Annotated in this window: 15 protein-coding genes; 8 read left to right on the forward strand and 7 right to left on the reverse strand. The window is 51.5% G+C overall.

All coding sequences use genetic code 11. The annotated features are described in order from the left end of the window. Nucleotides 1–125: 125 nt before the first annotated feature. The 4 genes from NDI45_RS22680 (at nt 126) to NDI45_RS22695 (ending at nt 3,362) form a co-directional block, all read left to right on the forward strand. Nucleotides 126–404 carry a hypothetical protein gene (locus tag NDI45_RS22680; RefSeq protein WP_348248899.1) on the forward strand — a complete coding sequence of 93 codons (279 nt, stop codon included), beginning with the start codon at nt 126–128 and terminating at the stop codon, nt 402–404. After that, nucleotides 398–784 carry a hypothetical protein gene (locus NDI45_RS22685; RefSeq protein ID WP_348248901.1) on the forward strand — a complete coding sequence of 129 codons (387 nt, stop codon included), beginning with the start codon at nt 398–400 and terminating at the stop codon, nt 782–784. The genes NDI45_RS22680 and NDI45_RS22685 overlap by 7 nt, the downstream gene beginning before the upstream one ends. A gap of 88 nt (nt 785–872) precedes the next feature. Beyond that, nucleotides 873–2,399, forward strand: coding sequence for a family 10 glycosylhydrolase (locus tag NDI45_RS22690; RefSeq protein ID WP_348248903.1), 1,527 nt, complete (start codon nt 873–875; stop codon nt 2,397–2,399). Between the two features lie 78 nt (nt 2,400–2,477). Continuing rightward, on the forward strand, nt 2,478–3,362 hold the full coding sequence (locus NDI45_RS22695) for an HpsJ family protein (RefSeq protein WP_348248905.1): 885 nt from the start codon (nt 2,478–2,480) through the stop codon (nt 3,360–3,362). 5 nt (nt 3,363–3,367) lie between these two features. Here NDI45_RS22695 and NDI45_RS22700 read toward each other — a convergent pair whose 3' ends face one another. After that, on the reverse strand, nt 3,368–5,638 hold the full coding sequence (locus NDI45_RS22700) for a bifunctional (p)ppGpp synthetase/guanosine-3',5'-bis(diphosphate) 3'-pyrophosphohydrolase (protein WP_348248907.1): 2,271 nt from the start codon (nt 5,636–5,638) through the stop codon (nt 3,368–3,370). Nucleotides 5,639–6,157: 519 nt separating this feature from the next. On the opposite strand from NDI45_RS22700, the gene patD reads away from it, so the two are divergent. The 3 genes from patD to NDI45_RS22715 all read left to right on the forward strand — a co-directional run bounded on the left by patD (nt 6,158) and on the right by NDI45_RS22715 (nt 8,308). After that, nucleotides 6,158–6,523 (forward strand): heterocyst frequency control protein PatD, encoded by a 366-nt coding sequence (gene patD, locus NDI45_RS22705; protein ID WP_190791155.1) that lies wholly within the window; start codon nt 6,158–6,160, stop codon nt 6,521–6,523. Nucleotides 6,524–6,725: 202 nt separating this feature from the next. After that, entirely contained in the window at nt 6,726–7,346 is a 621-nt protein-coding gene (gene pyrE / locus NDI45_RS22710) for an orotate phosphoribosyltransferase (protein ID WP_190791156.1), read from the forward strand. A 119-nt stretch (nt 7,347–7,465) separates the two neighbouring features. Continuing rightward, on the forward strand, nt 7,466–8,308 hold the full coding sequence (locus tag NDI45_RS22715) for a cobyrinic acid a,c-diamide synthase (protein WP_348248909.1): 843 nt from the start codon (nt 7,466–7,468) through the stop codon (nt 8,306–8,308). Nucleotides 8,309–8,625: 317 nt separating this feature from the next. On the opposite strand, the gene trpS is transcribed toward NDI45_RS22715, so the two are convergent. Beyond that, nucleotides 8,626–9,636: a tryptophan--tRNA ligase gene (gene trpS, locus NDI45_RS22720; protein ID WP_190789882.1), complete on the reverse strand. Its 1,011-nt coding sequence runs from the start codon at nt 9,634–9,636 to the stop codon at nt 8,626–8,628. Between the two features lie 288 nt (nt 9,637–9,924). Here trpS and NDI45_RS22725 point away from each other — a divergent pair, with 288 nt between their 5' ends. Next, nucleotides 9,925–11,025: an EI24 domain-containing protein gene (locus tag NDI45_RS22725; protein WP_348248911.1), complete on the forward strand. Its 1,101-nt coding sequence runs from the start codon at nt 9,925–9,927 to the stop codon at nt 11,023–11,025. Here the strand turns inward: NDI45_RS22725 and NDI45_RS22730 are convergent. From NDI45_RS22730 to NDI45_RS22750, 5 genes are all read right to left on the reverse strand, one after another. Further along, the gene (locus tag NDI45_RS22730) at nt 11,008–11,613 is read right to left on the reverse strand and encodes a pseudouridine synthase (RefSeq protein ID WP_190789880.1); all 606 of its coding nucleotides are present in this window, start codon (nt 11,611–11,613) and stop codon (nt 11,008–11,010) included. The two genes, NDI45_RS22725 and NDI45_RS22730, sit on opposite strands and share 18 nt — an antisense overlap. 429 nt (nt 11,614–12,042) lie before the next feature. Beyond that, entirely contained in the window at nt 12,043–13,446 is a 1,404-nt protein-coding gene (locus tag NDI45_RS22735) for an NAD(P)(+) transhydrogenase (Re/Si-specific) subunit beta (protein WP_190789879.1), read from the reverse strand. Continuing rightward, nucleotides 13,443–13,736, reverse strand: coding sequence for an NAD(P) transhydrogenase subunit alpha (locus NDI45_RS22740; protein WP_190789878.1), 294 nt, complete (start codon nt 13,734–13,736; stop codon nt 13,443–13,445). Before NDI45_RS22740 ends, NDI45_RS22735 begins: the two co-directional genes overlap by 4 nt. A 32-nt stretch (nt 13,737–13,768) precedes the next feature. Further along, entirely contained in the window at nt 13,769–14,929 is a 1,161-nt protein-coding gene (locus NDI45_RS22745; protein ID WP_348248914.1) for a Re/Si-specific NAD(P)(+) transhydrogenase subunit alpha, read from the reverse strand. Nucleotides 14,930–15,791: 862 nt separating this feature from the next. Next, a complete protein-coding gene (locus NDI45_RS22750) occupies nt 15,792–17,006 on the reverse strand; it encodes a class I SAM-dependent rRNA methyltransferase (RefSeq protein WP_348248916.1) in 1,215 nt (404 codons plus the stop codon). Nucleotides 17,007–17,162 lie beyond the last annotated feature (156 nt).

The following is a 17,162-nucleotide window of genomic DNA, read 5'->3' on the forward strand; positions in this document are numbered from 1 at the left end:
TTCAAGCCAGTTAAAGCGCGCAGCAAGCGGTCTTGTGTCAGCACCCGTTCAATATCCAGCATTTGCTTATCCCATTTCTGCCTTCTATTCTTGCTTATTTCCCGACAAGTCTATTTCAATTGCGGATGAGCTTTGAGGCGATCGGCAATGACCGCATGTATGGTGATGCTGGGAATGATCAAATCTTTGGCGGACCCGGAGACGACTTGCTTTCGGGTGGGGCAGGTGATGATCGGATCGGCATTCGCGAAATTATGCCTCCTTACTTCAATGTCGAAGCAGGCAACGATGAAATTACTGCCGGAGCAGGCAACGATGTTGTGCAGGGGGTACGGGAGACGACCGCATTCAAGGCGACGCCGGAAACGACCAGCTTTATAGCAACGATAGCAGCGATATGCTGACGGGAGGCAATCCCGATTGTCCTTTTCCAGGAATGGAGGAAGTCGATGAACTGATCGGAGATCAAAGCCCCAACTTCAGTCCTTTGATCAACCAGGGGGCCGATCGCTTCGTTCTAGGCAATTCCAACCAAGTGTTTTATAACGATCGACAGGCAAACAGTGACGGAATCGCGGACTATGCCCTGATTAGAGACTTCAGCTTCGCCCAAAATGATGTCATCCAGCTTAAAGGCAGGGCAGCAGACTATTGGTTCGACCCCACCCCAATCGCTTTAGGAAGGGCAATTTTTCTAACCGCAGGGCAAATCCAGCCTGGGCTTATCGCGATCGTGCAGGGGGACAACATTACCGGATTCGAACGAGGATTTGTGTTTGTTTAGAGAATAGGGCAAGGCAGCAGCAGGCGTCGCAGATCTGAGTTAAGCTTTGCCTGTTTGTTGATATCGCCTTGTTGAACGTATCTGTCCCATGCACCATTTCCCTGCTTTCACCCGATTACGATTCCCCTATCGGAAAGGGAGCCGCTTCGCCTCGCGCCAATTGCCTTTGTTCCTGCTCGCCTGCCTTACCGGAATTGGACTCCAGTCCTTCGGTGGAATCGCTGCTCAGGCGCAGAGCGATCCCTACTGTCAGCTCACCCCGACGGAGATTGGCGAAACCACGCAGCTTCACCAAGCAGGACTGCGGGGCGACAAAGCCGCAGAGCAAGCCTACCAGAATCGGATTCAGCAGCACGCGGAGCAGCTCATTCGCTGTCGCAGTCAAAGCTGGCTCAAAACTCAGGCAATCTGGCTGCGGCTCTATCCCTGTGATGCGATGAACGGCGTTCTGGAGGAAGTGCTCGACCGCATTGTCGCTCGCGGCTACAACAAGGTTTACGTCGAGGTGTTTTATGACGGTCAGGTGCTGCTGCCTGCGGCACAGAATCGTACAGTTTGGAATTCGGTGATTCGCACCCCCGGCTATGAAAATCGAGATTTGCTAGCAGAGGCGATCGTCAAAGGGCGGCAGCGCGGGCTAAAAGTGTATGCCTGGATGTTTACACTCAATTTCGGCTATCGATACACGCAGCGTCCTCAGGCACAGCAGGTTCTTGCCCTCAACGGGCGTGGTGAAACGAGCATTATGCAGCGAGCTGCCAATGCGATCGGGTCATCCAGCTCCAACGAAGCCTTTATCGATCCCTACAGTCCAGAGGCAAAGCAAGAATACGCCGCTTTGCTTCAAGCAGTGCTGCAACGTCGTCCCGATGGGGTGCTGTTTGACTATGTTCGTTACCCCAGAGGATCGGGTGCTGCCTCGGTGGCGAGTCGCGTTCAGGATTTGTGGATTTATGGACCCGCTGCCCAAACTGCTCTTCTGCAACGTGCCCAGAACCGAAAAGGGCAGGAATTGATTCGTCGCTTTCTAGCGCAAGGTTCTGTTACCACAGGCGATTTGAATGCAGTCAATTCCCTTTATCCCCAGGAACCGATTCCCCTCTGGCAGGGTCGCACTTCGGCTCAGGCAACACCGATCGCCAGTCTACAGTCTGAGCTTTGGCGGCTGAGTGTTGCCCATGCGATGCAGGGTGTGCTGGACTTCTTGACGGCGGCAATTCAGCCTGTGCAGCAGCGGCAAATCCCCGCCGGAGCTGTTTTCTTCCCGGACGGCAATCAAACGGTGGGCACACAGGGCTACGACTCGCGCCTGCAACCCTGGGATCGCTTTCCCAATTCGATCGAATGGCACCCCATGTCCTACGCAACCTGCGGCACAGTGGACTGTATCGTGCAGCAAGTTCAGCGGGTGCTGTCATCCGCCCCATCGGAAGCCAGAATTCAGCCTGCACTGGCGGGAACCTGGGGACAGTCGATTAACGGTCGTCCTTCTTTAGAAGCGCAAATGCAGGCAATCCGTGCTGCCACACCCCAAATTAACGAAATCAGCCATTTTGCTTTTTCCTGGCAGGAACCCCAGTACGATCGCGATCGAAAATTTTGTCAGTTGCGCTAATCTAATCCCCAATCGCCTGGTGACTCTAAGCTGCTTCCGGGAACGTTAAAGGATGCTTATCCATCCACCAAACCCCCTATGAAAGCTGCTTTATCCCCTTTATCTCCTCCTGCCTATGCTGCGCTGATCTTGAAACTGGTGGGAGGACTAATGGTGATTGGGTCGATCGTTGATTGCCTGATCCTGGTCGTTCCGCCCAATTTTCTCGATCAGGTGTGGCTGACAATGCTGATTCGAGACTGGGTTTTGCGCGGCACAATTCCACTTATAGGATTTGCCCTGCTGCTGCTCGGCGCGTGGATTGATGTTTCGGCGGGCGGTATGCCTTCCGGTCGTCCTGCTGGCAAAAAAAGGAAGCCTGCCAAGCCACGATGGTTCTCTGGAGTCGTTTTTCTTTCCTGCTGCTATAGTGTGCTGTTTGCGCTACTGGCTCCCCTCTATTTCAACAGCAGTCGAATTGCCAGTGCTGCCACTACCCGCCAGCTTAACGAACAGGCAAAACAGGCAGAACAGGAGTTGAGCGATCGCCTGAGCGAAAGACGAGAGCAGATTAATCTTTTGCTGTCTGACGCTGCTCGACGGCGGGAAATTCAGGCACAGCTTGAAGATACCGACAACGCAGATAACCCCTTACGGAGCCAGTTGTTGCCAGGACAGCAAACCGAACTCCAGCAGCTCCTCGAGCTTACCGAGCGCGTGCAGGACAAGCCCCAATTGCTAGAGCAAGAGCTAGCCAAGGCAAAACAGACTGGAATTGAACAAATCAAAACCCAGCAGCAGCAGGAGCGCGATCGCATCACAACAGAAACCCGCAAGCTGCGAATTCATACGATTTTGACTGCACTGACGCTGGCAAGCGGCTATGGGGTCATTGCTTGGACGGGTATGGGCGCGCCTCAGAAGAATCAGAAGAAGCGGCAGGCAAGATCGCGAGTGCAGCCCAAGCCTAAACCAGGAAGTTGAGCAGGCTACTCAGCAACCTCGCTAATTCGGCGCAGTTTGATCACATCGCTCATTTTGCGAATTTGGGTGAAGGTTCGCTCTAGCTGCGAGTGATCCACAATATCAATTCCCAGATTAATCTTCGCAGTTTGTCCGGGAATCGTTTTCACTTGGGCACTGCGAACGTTGATGCGGTAGTCGCTGAGGCGGGAGAGAATGTCCTTCAGCACACCCACGCGATCGATCACGTCAATCTCAATCTCGACTGGATAAGTTTGCGGACGGGCATGGTGATCGTCTATTGGGTTCCAGCTTACCGGAATCAAGCGATCGCCCGGAACCGATTCGGTATTGCTACAGCCCTGACGGTGAATCGAAATGCCGCGACTGCCCAGTGTCACCACACCGATAATGGGTTCGCCCGGAACGGGGTTACAGCACTTAGCAAGCGAGTGCAGCAATCCTTCGACTCCAGCGATCGGCGATTCTTTGCCACGTGGCTGAGCAGGGGCACTGGTTGAATTGGACGGCAGCAGCAGGGTTTTGACTTCTTCGGTGGGGGCAGCGGGGGCGATCGGCTGGGTGGCTTTGATTGCCTCACGCAAACGGTTCAGAACTAGATTCAGCGTGACTTCTCCGTAGCCTAGAGCCGCTAGCAAATCTTCTGCGGATTGGTAATTACAGCGTTCTGCTGCTGCTTGCATCGGGCTGGACTTGAGCAGAGCTTCAAAGCCGCGCTTGCCCATTTCTTTCTCCAGCATTTCGCGTCCGCGCTGAAGGTTTTCGTCGCGGTGCGATCGCTTATACCACTGAAGAATGCGGTTACGTGCCCCCGGCGTGACGACAAAGTTGAGCCAGTCGAGGCTGGGGTGGGAGTTTTTCTGGGTGATGATCTCTACGATGTCGCCGTTTTTCAGAACAGTATCCAGCGTTACCATTCGCTCGTTCACCTTTGCCCCCGCACAGTGATTGCCCACTTCGGTATGAATTCGGTAGGCAAAATCCACAGGCGTTGCGCCCTGCCCCAGCGCGACCACGTCTCCGCTCGGCGTAAACACATAAACATCGTCCGCAAACAAATTATCTTTGACGCTTTCCAGGTATTCCTGGGCATCTTTTAGATCGTTTTGCCAGTCGAGCAACTGCCGCAGCCAGGTGAATTTCTCGTCGTCAGTTGAAAGGCGCGTGTGGCTATTGCCAGATTCCTTGTATTTCCAGTGGGCGGCAATTCCGTACTCGGCAACGTGATGCATTTCCAGCGTGCGAATCTGAACTTCGATCGGTCTACCCGTTGTGCCGATCACCACCGTGTGCAGCGACTGGTAGCGGTTGGGCTTAGGCAAACCAATATAGTCCTTGAAGCGACCGGGAATCGGACAAAAGGCATCATGCACTACTGCCAAGGCACGATAGCATTCATCGTTGGTTCCCACGATTACCCGCACTGCCGCGATATCGTAGATTTCCTCAAAGCTTTTTTGCTGTCGCTGCATCTTTTGATAAATGCCGTACAGGTGCTTTGGGCGACCGCTGATGTCATAGCAGTGAATTCCAAGCTGATCAAGCCGCTCCCGCAGGGTTTCTGCCACTTTTTCCAGTCGGGCTTCGCGATCAGTTCGTTTATCAGAAATCAATTGCTTGATCTGCTGGTATGCCTCCGGCTCCAGATATTTAAACGACAGATCCTCCAATTCCCACTTAAACCGTCCAATCCCCAAGCGGTTCGCTAACGGCGCAAAAATTTCTCGTGTTTCCAGGGCAATGCGCCTCCGCTTATCGTCAGTCAAGTGTTCTAGCGTTCTCATGTTGTGCAGGCGATCGGCAAGCTTGACCACGATCACGCGAATATCCTGCGCCATCGCCAGGAACATCCGCCGGAAGTTTTCTGCCTGCCGCTCCGTCTTACTGGAGAAATTAAACTTAGAAAGCTTGGTGACGCCTTCCACGAGCCGCCGCACTTCTGCGCCAAATCGCCGCTCTAGCTCTTCGCCCGTGACATCCGTATCCTCGATAATGTCATGCAGAAACCCTGCCGCTATCATCGGCGCACTGCCCCCCAGATCACGCAGTAATCCCGCAACGGCAACCGGATGGGCAATGTAAGGTTCTCCCGAAGCCCGCTTTTGCCCCTGATGTAGACAGTAGGCAAACTCAAATGCCTGACAAACAAGCGAAATATCATTGGGCGTGGGAGTGGGTTCAGCACAGGCAAGGGGCGATTGATGCTCGGTCAAACAATCCTCAAGCCAGTTGGGTAAAGCAATATCAGTGGGAAGCGTGGCGATGGCTACATTCATAGGTTAAGCCCTGAGTGCGGGTAAAGGGGCTAAGGGTGGATGATTGCGTAATTTTACGCCATCGTACCCAATTTGAAATAAGGTGGGTTGCTGAAGCAGAATATTGCTCCAATGTGCTTGCTCAAACTGAGAAACTGACCGATCGTGGCAAGTCGCTAATGAAACGACCAGCGATCGACAATTTGTTTTGAGGTCTGTCAAAAGATTGTTAAGGAAAAATATTAAACTGCCCACCCCAAGTTTACAAATCGCTGTAATCGGGGCTACAGCTAATGACTTAAAGCAATGACTTGATCAAAGACTTGATCATGGACTGCAACAAGCCGCTGATACAGATTGCTAAACCAGTACGGCAGGTGGAAACGGGAAAGGAGTCTATCTCTTACTCTTAAGGATAAGAGGAAATTGATAAAGAAGCGACCAGGAAGCTTAACACTACTTTAACCTATTAAGGTGCATACTGCGACACATTTTACTTCTATCCAAAGAAGGGCATCCTCACCGAAACGACAAAACCGAATGTTAACTGAACAATACCGTCAACCTTTTCTCGCTTTACAGGCATCAATCGATCGCTTGATCGACCTAACTAATGAGGGAGAACTCACCACTGCCGAAGTCGAAGCTGCACAGCAAATCTTTCATCAACAGATCTTGCCCCTGGATCTGGATGCCCTCAACCCGCCGATCGCCACTAAGCTTCAGTCAATCCAAACCGAGATTGCCAAGCAGTTTCGCCTGCTCTCAACGGATGTTTTGTTTCTGAAGGCGGCTCGACAGCCTTCGACCGCAAGCCAGCGACAGAAGCAGATTGGCGATCGGTTGACACTCTTGAGGCAATACTGCGAGGTCGTGCTGGGACAATCCACTGGAACGGACGGTTGAATGGAACGGACATGAAGGGATGAGTTTGATAGCGTTGGTGCCCCCTCAGGAGGCCAATTCTCTAGGGAACTTTGAGATTTGGGAATTTCTAAGCTGTGAAAGATTGGGGGCGAGTTCAGACTGGGATTAAGCAATGCTGTACGAGGCAAATGTGTGGGACAGTAAATAAGCAATCTCTCAACCAGTCACGTTAAATCTATCAATGAGCGAATCGACGATCGCCTCTTCCGAAGCCATTACCCTGGTCACGCAAGCAGACCTGCCCGAACTCAAGCAATATTTGCTGGATTTGTTCTGTGACTTTGCTTATCGTGAAGGCGACTTTGTGCTGTCTTCCGGGCAGCGCAGCGAGTATTACATCAACGGCAAGCAGGTGACGCTGCATCCGCTGGGGGGCGTGGCAGTGGGTCGGGTCGTGCTGTCGATGCTGCCGCCGGAAACGATCGCCGTAGCCGGACTGACCCTGGGAGCTGATCCGATCGTGTCGGCAACGAGTGTAGCAGCCGCCTATGCCGGACGATCGATCGCGCCACTCATTGTTCGCAAGGAAGCTAAAGGACACGGGACCCAGGCATACATTGAAGGATTGCCCCTGCCAGAAGGAAGCCCGGTTGTGGTGTTAGAAGATGTGGTCACAACTGGACAATCGGCACTGAAAGCAGTCGATCGGCTTCGGCAAGCGAGCTATCAGGTCACGCAGGTAATTTCGTTGGTCGATCGGCATCAGGGTGGCGCGGAACTTTATCAGCAGCAGCAGCTCGACTTTCAAACCATCTTCTCCATTCAGGACATCAAGCAGCACTGGGCAAAGCGACAAGCCTGATTCAGGTTGATTCTCAGGGCAGATTTCAGGCCACAAAAACTAGTGAATTTGCGGAGGGAACTTCAAAATTCGATCGGGCATTCTAGCAGGCATACCAACCCTGCCCGCACTGAGTGTTCATGAACTCGTTCCCCCCCCCATTCACCCCCGATCTACCGCAATCAGATGGGCCGAAGTTTGTTCACCAGGCAGGTTTACCGACCCTGAACAATGGCTTTCATGATGCGATCCTCAGCAAGCTGCCGACCCCGGCTCGAAACTGGGTGGAGAGTTTGCCCTGGCAACAGCGACGCTACGTGCTTTCGCTCTGTCATTTAATTTGCGCGGCATCTTCCGAAGCACAGGCAGAATTTTTGGATGACTACACTGCAGATGGCGTGGTGTCTAAAAAGTTAGAAGATCAGGAAATGAGGCAGCGCGTCAAGCAATACTTGCGCGACTTTCGGATTGAGACTGACCTGTCAGAAGCCGTATTACGCACCTACATTCGTCAGTTCTATGTTCATTCAGCACAGGATACGCGCAGGCAGCCCGATCTATATCTTCAATCCGCGCTGAAGCTTGTCCTCAGTAGCGAGGAAGGCAATCACGTCTTTAACTACATCCTGGGATTTGAATTGCTGAAGATGATGTTTCAAATGAGCTGGTGTCAGCATGAGCGGCTTTATCGCCTCCAGCGCAACCAGGAAGAATTTATTCAGAATCTCATCAAGCCGATTCAGCACGCCCACCGGATTAACGGCATTATTGTCCCCAAGGACGAGGGCGTATTTTTTGCGAAACGCAGTTACTTTGTGCAGCAGCCCAACATTCCTGAAAAGAAGCTGCTGGCACTGGTGATTGCGACTTTTACTGCCGATCGCACTTCTCAATTTGGATTTGGGGTAATTCGCCATCCCAATTCGCTTGCGTTTGACTATGAGCTGATTTTTGAGCCGGAAGGAGATAGTCTTTTGCTGTAGGAGGAGGGTTGAGGCTGTTACCCAAACTTCCTAGTGTCCAATTGTGGCGATCGTATCCCTACAGCGAAATAAGCTTCGTTTTAGGCATTGCGACCCCCTAAATCTCCCATCGGTGGGGACTTTGAGTTTCCTTAGAATTTGAGGCTGGGGGCAGTTCACTCAGAAGCTTGGGACTGAGAAGCTTGGGTATGTCGATCGCCAGTTTGCTCACCGTCATTCCATGCTGGGAGAAACTGAGCTTTCTACAAATTTCAAAGTCCCTATGAATAGGGGATCTAGGGGGCAATCAAAATCTCTAAGATTCCTCAAACCATTCCTTAAAGGGGTTTAGAATATCCCAGCGCGTCTTTGACTTTTGACAAAGTGACATTGGCGATCGACTCTGCCTTTTCTCGTCCCTGCTGCAGCACCGATTCTAGATAGCCCTTGTCGTTCATAATGGCGTGATATTTCTCCTGGATAGGTTGGAGTGCGTTGATCAAGGTGTCGGTCAGCAGGGGCTTGAACTGTCCCCAGCCCATATCAGTACATTCAGCGGCGACGGCTTCTTTGGTTTGTCCTGACAGGATCATGTAGAGCGACAGCAGGTTGTGGCATTCGGGGCGATCAGCATCATCAAAGGTAAGTCCGCGTACCGAGTCAGTTTTGCAGCGTTTAACTTTGCGCTGAATCTCGTCGGGGGGGTCGAGCAGATTGATGCGGCTGGCATCCGAAGGATCGGACTTGGACATTTTCTTCGTGCCATCAGTAAGGCTCATCACCCGTGCCCCTTCGCGGCGGATCATTGGATCGGGCAGTTTGAGAATCGGTTGGTCTTCTTTGCCGTAGAGGTAGTTCAGTCGGGCGGCAATGTCGCGAGTTAGCTCCAGGTGCTGCTTCTGGTCTTCGCCAACGGGTACTTTGTCCGGCTCGTACAGCAAAATGTCTGATGCCTGCAAAACAGGATAGGTCAGCAGCCCAGCACTGACGTTTTCTCCCTGCTTAATCGCTTTCTCTTTAAACTGCACCATGTCATCGAGCCAGTTTAAGGGCGTGATGCAGTTAAACAGCCATGCCAGTTCCGTATGGGCAGGAACGTGGGACTGAACAAAGATGGTGGCGTGCTCCAGGCTAATGCCGCAAGCCATATACATCGCTGCCACTTTGTAAGTCGTTGTGGCAAGCTGAGTGGGGTCGTGGGGCACGGTGATCGCGTGGAGGTCAGCCATAAACAGGAAACTGTCATAGTCCTGCTGAATCTCAACCCAGTTACGAATTGCCCCCAGATAGTTGCCTAGATGCAGTTCACCCGTCGGCTGAATTCCTGAAAGCACACGCGGCTTACCCATAACGTTTCCCAATTCCCCTTACATACTCTATTTATTCTGCCCGATCGCGACCAGATGCAGTGGTTTCGGTGGAACGTTATGAGCTAGATTTTGAGTGAATTCTTTTGCAAAAGAGAGCTGATTGCCCAAAAAAAAGCAGCCCGAAGGCTGCATTAACAATCTTTCACCTGATTTAAGCTCAAGATATCAGGCTGGGAAGCGATCGTCGGTCTTCCAGGGCACATTGCTTCCAGGTCATAGTCGAATTGGTAGTGATTGATAGTGATATAGGCAGAAAACCGTATAACGATGACTCAGCAGCCAAACTCCCAACCTATCTCCGCTGTGCCGCCCATCGATCGCGGACCCGGTAGCATGATCACAGGTGCATCCTATCCGCTTCGAGCTGTCTGGCTATTTGCCAAATTGCCCCAACTGCGGAAATTTATCTTGATTCCGATCGTGATCAATCTGGTGCTGGGCGTGACGCTGTATGCTGCGCTGCTCTCGGCAGGATATTGGGCAATTGATGCGCTGATTGCAGGGATTCCCGGATGGCTAGCGCAGTTGTCTCAGGTGGGGGGATCGATCGCCCAGGTTGATCTGCCTTCAGTCCATTTGCCCCCGATTCAATTGCCTGATTTGACCGCGTATTTGCCTCATATTCCTTTACCGCAGATTGCTTTGCCGGCAATTCAGCTTCCTGACTGGCGACTTCCCCAGTGGCAGTTTCCGCAGTGGCAGTTTCCCCAATGGCAAATTAATTTACCTGCTGTACGCCTTCCCGACTGGCTACTTCAGTGGCTCAATGCCGTGCCGGGAGAAACGCTGCGGCTATTTGTGTTTTTGCTGCGGGGGCTGCTGACGGTAATTCTGCTGCTGCTGACGGGCTTTGTGCTGCTTCAGTTTGGGGTGCTGCTGGGTGCGCCCTGGTACGGCAAGCTGTCAGAAGAAATTGAAATTCTCAAAACTGGACAACTCCGAACGGTGAACGTTAGTTTCTTGACAGAAATCGGGCGGGCAATCACCTACGAACTCAACAAGCTAATTCTCACGATCGTCTTTGGTCTACCGCTCTTTTTGCTCAATTTCTTTCCCGGCATCGGTACAGTAATTGCAACGATCGGCGGTATTATCTTGGCGGATACGATCGTCTGTCTTGATTTTCTGGATTCTGCGGTGGAGCGGCGTCGTCCTTCGTTTCGTCAGAAATTGGGAATTGTTGGGCGGAGTTTACCCGGTAGCGCAGGGTTTGCGATCGTCTGTCTGGTGTTGGTGAGCATTCCGTTTGTGAATTTGCTGGCGATTCCGGTTTGCGTGGCGGCAGGAACCCTATTCTTTTGCGATCGGATTTTGCCCTGGTATCGTTCTGAAAAAACTGAGGAGCGCAAGCTATCGGCGGAAGGCTAGTTCTCGTTCCTCTGGAGTTAAATCGCGCCATTCTCCGGGTTGGAGTCCCTGGAGGCGGAGTTGACCGATTGCTACTCGCACCAATCGCAGCGTGGGAAAACCAACGGCAGCGGTCATGCGTCGCACCTGGCGGTTTTTGCCTTCGGTCAGCGTCATTTCGATCCAGGCTGTGGGAATCGTTTTGCGAAAGCGAATGGGTGGATCGCGAGGCGGCAGATCGGGTTCGGTGTCCAGCAGACGCACTTGAGCCGGACGAGTTTTGTAGTCCTGAATTTTCACGCCCGATCGCAGTTTTTGCAGGGCTACCTCGTCGGGAATTCGCTCCACCTGCACCCAATAAGTGCGCGGATGGGAAAACTTTGGGTCGGTCAGGCGATGCTGAAAGCCGCCATCGCTGGTTAACAGCAGCAGTCCTTCACTATCGCGATCGAGCCGTCCAACCGGATAAACATCGGGAACTGGGATAAAAGCTTTGAGCGTCAGACGATCGACGGCAGTTTCGTCTGTAAATTGTGAAAGAACGTCGAACGGTTTGAAGAAGACAAGGTAGCGGTTCTCCCCGGAAAAAGGGGGCTTGATTTGAGGCATGGAATTGAATGGAACGTGAGCGATCGAATATACGAATCAGTTATCGGTTTGGTGATAGGTTGCTAGAGCTTTTCTGATCTTGGCAAATATAAAAGCGATGATCGGGAAGGCGATCGAAGGGTTTGGATCAGGGTGTGTTGAAGAATGAGTATGTTTAAGAATCAGAAAAGGCAGAGCACTGCTATCGGTTTGTTCTGGTTAGAACTTGCCAGATGATGAAGCCAGCGAAGCCGATGTAAAAAGCCACCGCTAGCCAATCGAGAACTGTGGAAGACGTATCCATTGTTTGAGTCGAATTACTTGAGTCAAAATTACGTGAGCCAATTTGTCTACAGTTTCTAGAGAATACTGTTTCTAGAGAATACAGTAAAAAAGAGGGCACGACGATCGCACCCCCGTTGCATTAATTTAAGTCGATTAACGCTCGATCTAGAGGTCCTTGACGCTGGAGACAAGCTGTTCGACCACATCCTTTGCGCCACCAAACAGCATCATGGTTTTGTCTTTGTAGAAAAGCTCATTCTCCACACCGGAGAAGCCTGCATTCATGCCGCGTTTGATCACGATCGTATGGTGAGCGCGATCAACTTCGAGAATGGGCATTCCATAGATCGGGCTAGCGGTATCGTGACGGGCGGCGGGGTTGACCACATCGTTTGCGCCAATTACCAGAGCCACATCGGTTCGCTCAAACTCTGGGTTGATGTCGTCCATGTCGTGCAGCTTGGGGTAGGGCACATTTGCCTCTGCTAGCAGCACATTCATGTGTCCGGGCATTCTGCCTGCGACGGGATGGATCGCGTATTTTACGTCTACGCCCAGTCGCTCAAGCTGGTCTGCGAGTTCGCGTACCGTGTGCTGTGCCTGAGCCACTGCCATGCCATAGCCGGGGACAATTACCACCGATCGCGCATAGCCCAGCATCATCGCGCCTTCTTCGGGATCGATCTTGTGAATCGTTCGATCCCCTGATGCGTCTGAACTTCCGCCAGAAGCCGTTTTTGCGGAACCGAAGGCAGTAAATAGGACGTTTGCCAACGATCGATTCATTGCCTTACACATGATTTGCGTCAGGATAATGCCCGATGCGCCGACCAATGCTCCGGCAATAATCAGCATATTGTTCGTTAACACAAATCCGGCAGCACTTGCAGCAAGCCCAGAGAAGGAGTTGAGCAAGGAAATGACCACGGGTGTATCTGCACCGCCGATCGGTAAAACGAACAGAATTCCCAGTACAAGAGAGATGGCAACGAGAATGAGAAAGGTGACGGTATCGTGTGGATTAAACAGCAATAAACCGCTTGCACCCAGGAACAATGCCAGCAACGTCAGGTTAAATGGCTGCTGAAAGGGAAAAGTAATAGGTGAACCGCTGATCCAGCCTTCCAGTTTGACAAAGGCGAGCAAGCTTCCGGTGAAGGTAATGCCGCCGATTAAAACACTGAGGACGATCGTAATCGTTTCGCTGAGGGGAACGAGTTCCAATCCATTCAGATATTTCCAAAATTCGCCCACGGCAACAAGTGCGGACGCTGCGCCACCAAATCCGTTTAGTAAACCCACCATTTGTGGCATTGCGGTCATTTCAACGCGCTGCGCCATGACGATGCCGATGATGGAACCGATCGCGATCGCCACCGCAATCATTTCATAGTTCAAAATTTGCCGATCCAGCAAAGTTGCCACGACGGCAATCAGCATTCCGATCGCCGCAATCCCATTTCCCCGACGAGCTGTTGCCGGAGAACCAAGCTGTTTTAAGCCAATAATGAACAGGGCAGACGCAGCCAGATAGCTCAACTGAATTGCTGAGGGGAGAAATTCGTTCATGCGTTGCCTTCCTTCTTCTTAAACATTTGCAGCATGCGATCGGTGACGAGAAATCCACCCACGACGTTAATGGTTGCGAGAATGACCGCAATCAATCCCAAAATCACCGTTAGATTCCAGTGACGTTCGCCTGCCACCAGCACCGCACCCACGACCGCAATTCCAGAAATTGCATTGGAGCCAGACATCAGCGGCGTGTGGAGCGTTGGCGGGATTTTATTAATGACTTCAAACCCGATAAAGGCGGCTAGCGTAAAGACGACTAAGCCTGTAACTAATGCTTCTGTCATGTTTTGTGAATCCTTTTCGTGAATCCTTTTTGCTAACCCACCGTCGCCATTTGATTCAACAGTTCGCGCACTCGCGGATGGCGCACTTCGCCTGCATGCGTCACACAAGCTTCGCGAGTAATTTCATCTTCAAAGTTGAGCAGCAGTTCACCGTTCTTCACTAGATGCTGCACCAGCGTCAGCAAATTTTTCGCATACATCTGACTCGCGTGAACGGGCATCGACGAAGGCAAATTCGTGGGACCAATCAGCGTCACGCCATTCTTGACCACATCGCGGCCTGCCTTTGTGCCCTCACAGTTGCCGCCCTGCTCGGCTGCCATATCGACCACGATCGCCCCCGGTTTCATTTGCGCCACCATGTCAGCCGTTACCAGGAGCGGAGCGCGTTTGCCGGGAACCTGCGCCGTCGTAATGACTACATCTGATAACTTCACATGGTCGGCGATCGCCTGCTGGGTCTTCTGCTTCGCCACCTCAGACACTTCTCTGGCATATCCGCCTGCGGCAACAGTGTCTTCTTCCAGGTTCACCTCAACAAACTTCGCGCCCAAACTCTGGACTTCCTCTTTCACGGCAGGACGAATATCAAACGCCTCGACCACCGCTCCCAACCGACGCGCAGTTGCAATTGCCTGCAAACCAGCCACTCCTGCCCCGATCACAAACACTTTGGCAGGGGGAATTGTGCCTGCCGCCGTCGTCAACATTGGAAAGAACTTGGGCGAAGCTGCTGCTGCAATCAAAACCGCTTGATAGCCTGAAACCGATGCCTGAGACGAAAGCGCGTCCATACTCTGCGCCCGACTGATACGCGGAATTAGCTCCATGCTGAGGGCAGAGATATGGCGATCGGCAAGCCGTCCTGCCAGTTCTGGATTGCCAAGCGGATCGAGAAAGCTAATGAGCGTTACACCCGATTGCAGCAAATCCACCTCATGCCGTCCGTCTTCTCGACGCTGGGGCGGTTTGACCTTGAGCAGCACATCGCACGACCCCCAGAGTGCCTCTAGATCAAAGACGATCGTGGCTCCGGCTTTTTCATAGTCCGCATTTGAGAAATAGGCGGCTTCTCCCGCTCCGGCTTCGATCCAGACTTCGATCCCCTGCTTGGTTAAACGACTCACGGTATCCGGGATCAGGGCAACCCGCCGCTCTCCCATTTCAATCTCTCTTGGAACTGCAATCCTCATGAATTCTTCCTTCCTCAGCTTGGTTTTGTCTCTCGTCGGTTTGCTCAAGTTTCTTGAAACGCTTAATGTGAAGCACTTCAACCAATGACGTTTATTTGTAATGGGTAGTGCCGTTTGAAGTTGCCCCTGTTACAGGTGAAGGGTGGACGGCTGCCCACCCCCATTATCTTGAATCCGATTGAGTCTGATTTACTCTCGTGTAACGCAAATCGATCGTCCTTGCGAAGGGTTATTCACAAACATTGAACAAACGCTAAATCAATTAACATTGTTTGGAAGCGATCGCTTTTGGGGATCAAGGTAATTTATCAGTTCCGCGATCGAATCGTTACAAGAATTTAGATGTCTTCCAAAAATTGTGCTGTGAAACCCGATTGGGATTTAGCAAAAGCTGAACTGTTTTTGCTCGTTTTAATCGAAAGATGATTAAGAATTTGTGGAATCTCAATTAGTGGAGTCTCAATTAGTAGAATCCCAATTAAAGAATGACCTGCTTCTCTGAGAAAAAGAAATACAGATTGTAAAGCTATTCTCTTTCATTCAAAAAGAATTTGTTGATGCTGTTAGGACGCGATCGGTCTATTGTTTTTCTTCACATCCTGCTGCTGAACTTTATAGAGACCTAGTAGTATAGAGACCCAGTCGCTCATCCTCGTAAAAACTGCGCTTTATCCTGATTTCAAAATCGTGATCTCAAAATCCTGATTTCAAAGTCCCTCAATTTCGAGGAATTTTTGAGGAATTTAGGGGGCAATGTAGCACCCGAATCCTGCTCAAACCTCTCTAAATTTCACTTTAAAGCCGAACTGCTATAAGTCAATGAAATCCCTGGGGGATCTGGCATTGCCGAATCCCCTTTTGGTCAGTTCGATCGCCTTACCCGCCCCACCACAAATTTCAGATAACGTCCTTCAGGAAACTGAGCGGGAACCGGATGATCGATCGGCTGACCTATTTCGTGAATGATTTGAATCTGGTGACCAGTGGTGGCTCCGCTGGCGGCGATCGCTTCTTTAAAGGCTTCCGGGCTGACTTGACTCGTACAGCTTGCGCTCACCAGTAAGCCATCTGGGGCAAGACAGCGAAGCGCAAGTGTATTAATTTTGCTGTAGGCTCGCTGAGCAGCATGGCGATTTTGCTTGGTTTTGGCAAAGCTGGGCGGATCAAGGATAATCAGATCGAACTGTTTGCCCTGCTGAATAGAATCATTGAGCAGCGTGAAGCAGTCCTGTGTGATAAAGGTGTGGCGGCGATCGTCCAACCCATTGAGCTTAATATTTGTCGATGCGGCTTCTGCCAGCCCTTTCCCGATGTCAACGCTAGTGACATAACTTGCCTGACCGCGCAGCGCGTAGAGCGAAAAAGCTCCCGTGTAGGCAAAGCAGTTTAATACGGTTCGTCCTTTGCTCAAGCCTTCAACGTATTTGCGATTCTCGCGATGGTCCAAAAATAAGCCTGTTTTTTGTCCTGCATGAAGGTCTACCTGAAATTTCAAACCGTGTTCTTCTACAATTAACGCTTTGGGTGCAGGTTGTCCCCAAATCAGCTTTACTTTGCTATCGGATGGAGCGTTCGCAGACTCATCATCCCGGTCGTTCATTTCCAGAGAGCGATGCTGGGTCTTGAGATAAATTCCTTCCAGGGAAGCAGTTGCCTGAAGCGCATCAACTAACCAATTCAGCAGCACCGCTGCACTTTCCATGTAAGTTTGCACCACGGCAAATCGATCGTATAAATCGACCGTAATTCCGGGTAACCCGTCGCCTTCGCCAAACAGCCAGCGATAGGCAGTACAGTTTTGCTGACGCAAACTCGATCGCAGATCCCAGGCAGACTGTACCTGTTCGCGAGTCCATTTGGGAGTGGGAGGTTCCTGACGAGAAAAGAGCCGAATGGCGATCGGGCTTTGATTATCCCAAAGTCCAAACCCTTTCCAGTTGCCGCACTGCACCCGGACCCAGCTTCCAGAGGACAAATGCAGATTCGGCGGAACGTGATTGCGATACACCCACGGATGTCCCTGCATCAGGCGTTCTTTCAGGTTGGCAGGAAGTTGAACGGTGGCAAGTTTTGCCATTGCAATACGCTTCTTTGTTGCTTTTGTAGGTTTGCTTCTGTTCAGAATGGTCTGAAGAGCGTAAAGGATCTTCCATTCCCCCTTCATTAACAGAGCAATCTCCAGGGTAACAACTCCAGTGCATAATATAAGTTTGGCGATCGTGAACTAATCTAC

This window comes from Leptolyngbya sp. GB1-A1, from assembly GCF_039962475.1.
Classification (GTDB): Bacteria; Cyanobacteriota; Cyanobacteriia; order Elainellales; family Elainellaceae; genus Leptolyngbya_A.

What these genes read in the sequence shown, in the direction of transcription:
- NDI45_RS22730 (WP_190789880.1), bottom strand. Translation starts at nt 11,613, where the DNA reads ATGCCTCAAATCAAGCCCCCTTTTTCCGGGGAGAACCGCTACCTTGTC.
- NDI45_RS22700 (WP_348248907.1), bottom strand. Translation starts at nt 5,638, where the DNA reads ATGAATGTAGCCATCGCCACGCTTCCCACTGATATTGCTTTACCCAAC.
- pyrE (WP_190791156.1), top strand. Translation starts at nt 6,726, where the DNA reads ATGAGCGAATCGACGATCGCCTCTTCCGAAGCCATTACCCTGGTCACG.
- trpS (WP_190789882.1), bottom strand. Translation starts at nt 9,636, where the DNA reads ATGGGTAAGCCGCGTGTGCTTTCAGGAATTCAGCCGACGGGTGAACTG.
- NDI45_RS22680 (WP_348248899.1), top strand. Translation starts at nt 126, where the DNA reads ATGAGCTTTGAGGCGATCGGCAATGACCGCATGTATGGTGATGCTGGG.
- NDI45_RS22715 (WP_348248909.1), top strand. Translation starts at nt 7,466, where the DNA reads ATGAACTCGTTCCCCCCCCCATTCACCCCCGATCTACCGCAATCAGAT.
- NDI45_RS22725 (WP_348248911.1), top strand. Translation starts at nt 9,925, where the DNA reads ATGACTCAGCAGCCAAACTCCCAACCTATCTCCGCTGTGCCGCCCATC.
- NDI45_RS22690 (WP_348248903.1), top strand. Translation starts at nt 873, where the DNA reads ATGCACCATTTCCCTGCTTTCACCCGATTACGATTCCCCTATCGGAAA.
- patD (WP_190791155.1), top strand. Translation starts at nt 6,158, where the DNA reads ATGTTAACTGAACAATACCGTCAACCTTTTCTCGCTTTACAGGCATCA.
- NDI45_RS22695 (WP_348248905.1), top strand. Translation starts at nt 2,478, where the DNA reads ATGAAAGCTGCTTTATCCCCTTTATCTCCTCCTGCCTATGCTGCGCTG.
- NDI45_RS22750 (WP_348248916.1), bottom strand. Translation starts at nt 17,006, where the DNA reads ATGGCAAAACTTGCCACCGTTCAACTTCCTGCCAACCTGAAAGAACGC.
- NDI45_RS22735 (WP_190789879.1), bottom strand. Translation starts at nt 13,446, where the DNA reads ATGAACGAATTTCTCCCCTCAGCAATTCAGTTGAGCTATCTGGCTGCG.
- NDI45_RS22685 (WP_348248901.1), top strand. Translation starts at nt 398, where the DNA reads ATGCTGACGGGAGGCAATCCCGATTGTCCTTTTCCAGGAATGGAGGAA.
- NDI45_RS22740 (WP_190789878.1), bottom strand. Translation starts at nt 13,736, where the DNA reads ATGACAGAAGCATTAGTTACAGGCTTAGTCGTCTTTACGCTAGCCGCC.
- NDI45_RS22745 (WP_348248914.1), bottom strand. Translation starts at nt 14,929, where the DNA reads ATGAGGATTGCAGTTCCAAGAGAGATTGAAATGGGAGAGCGGCGGGTT.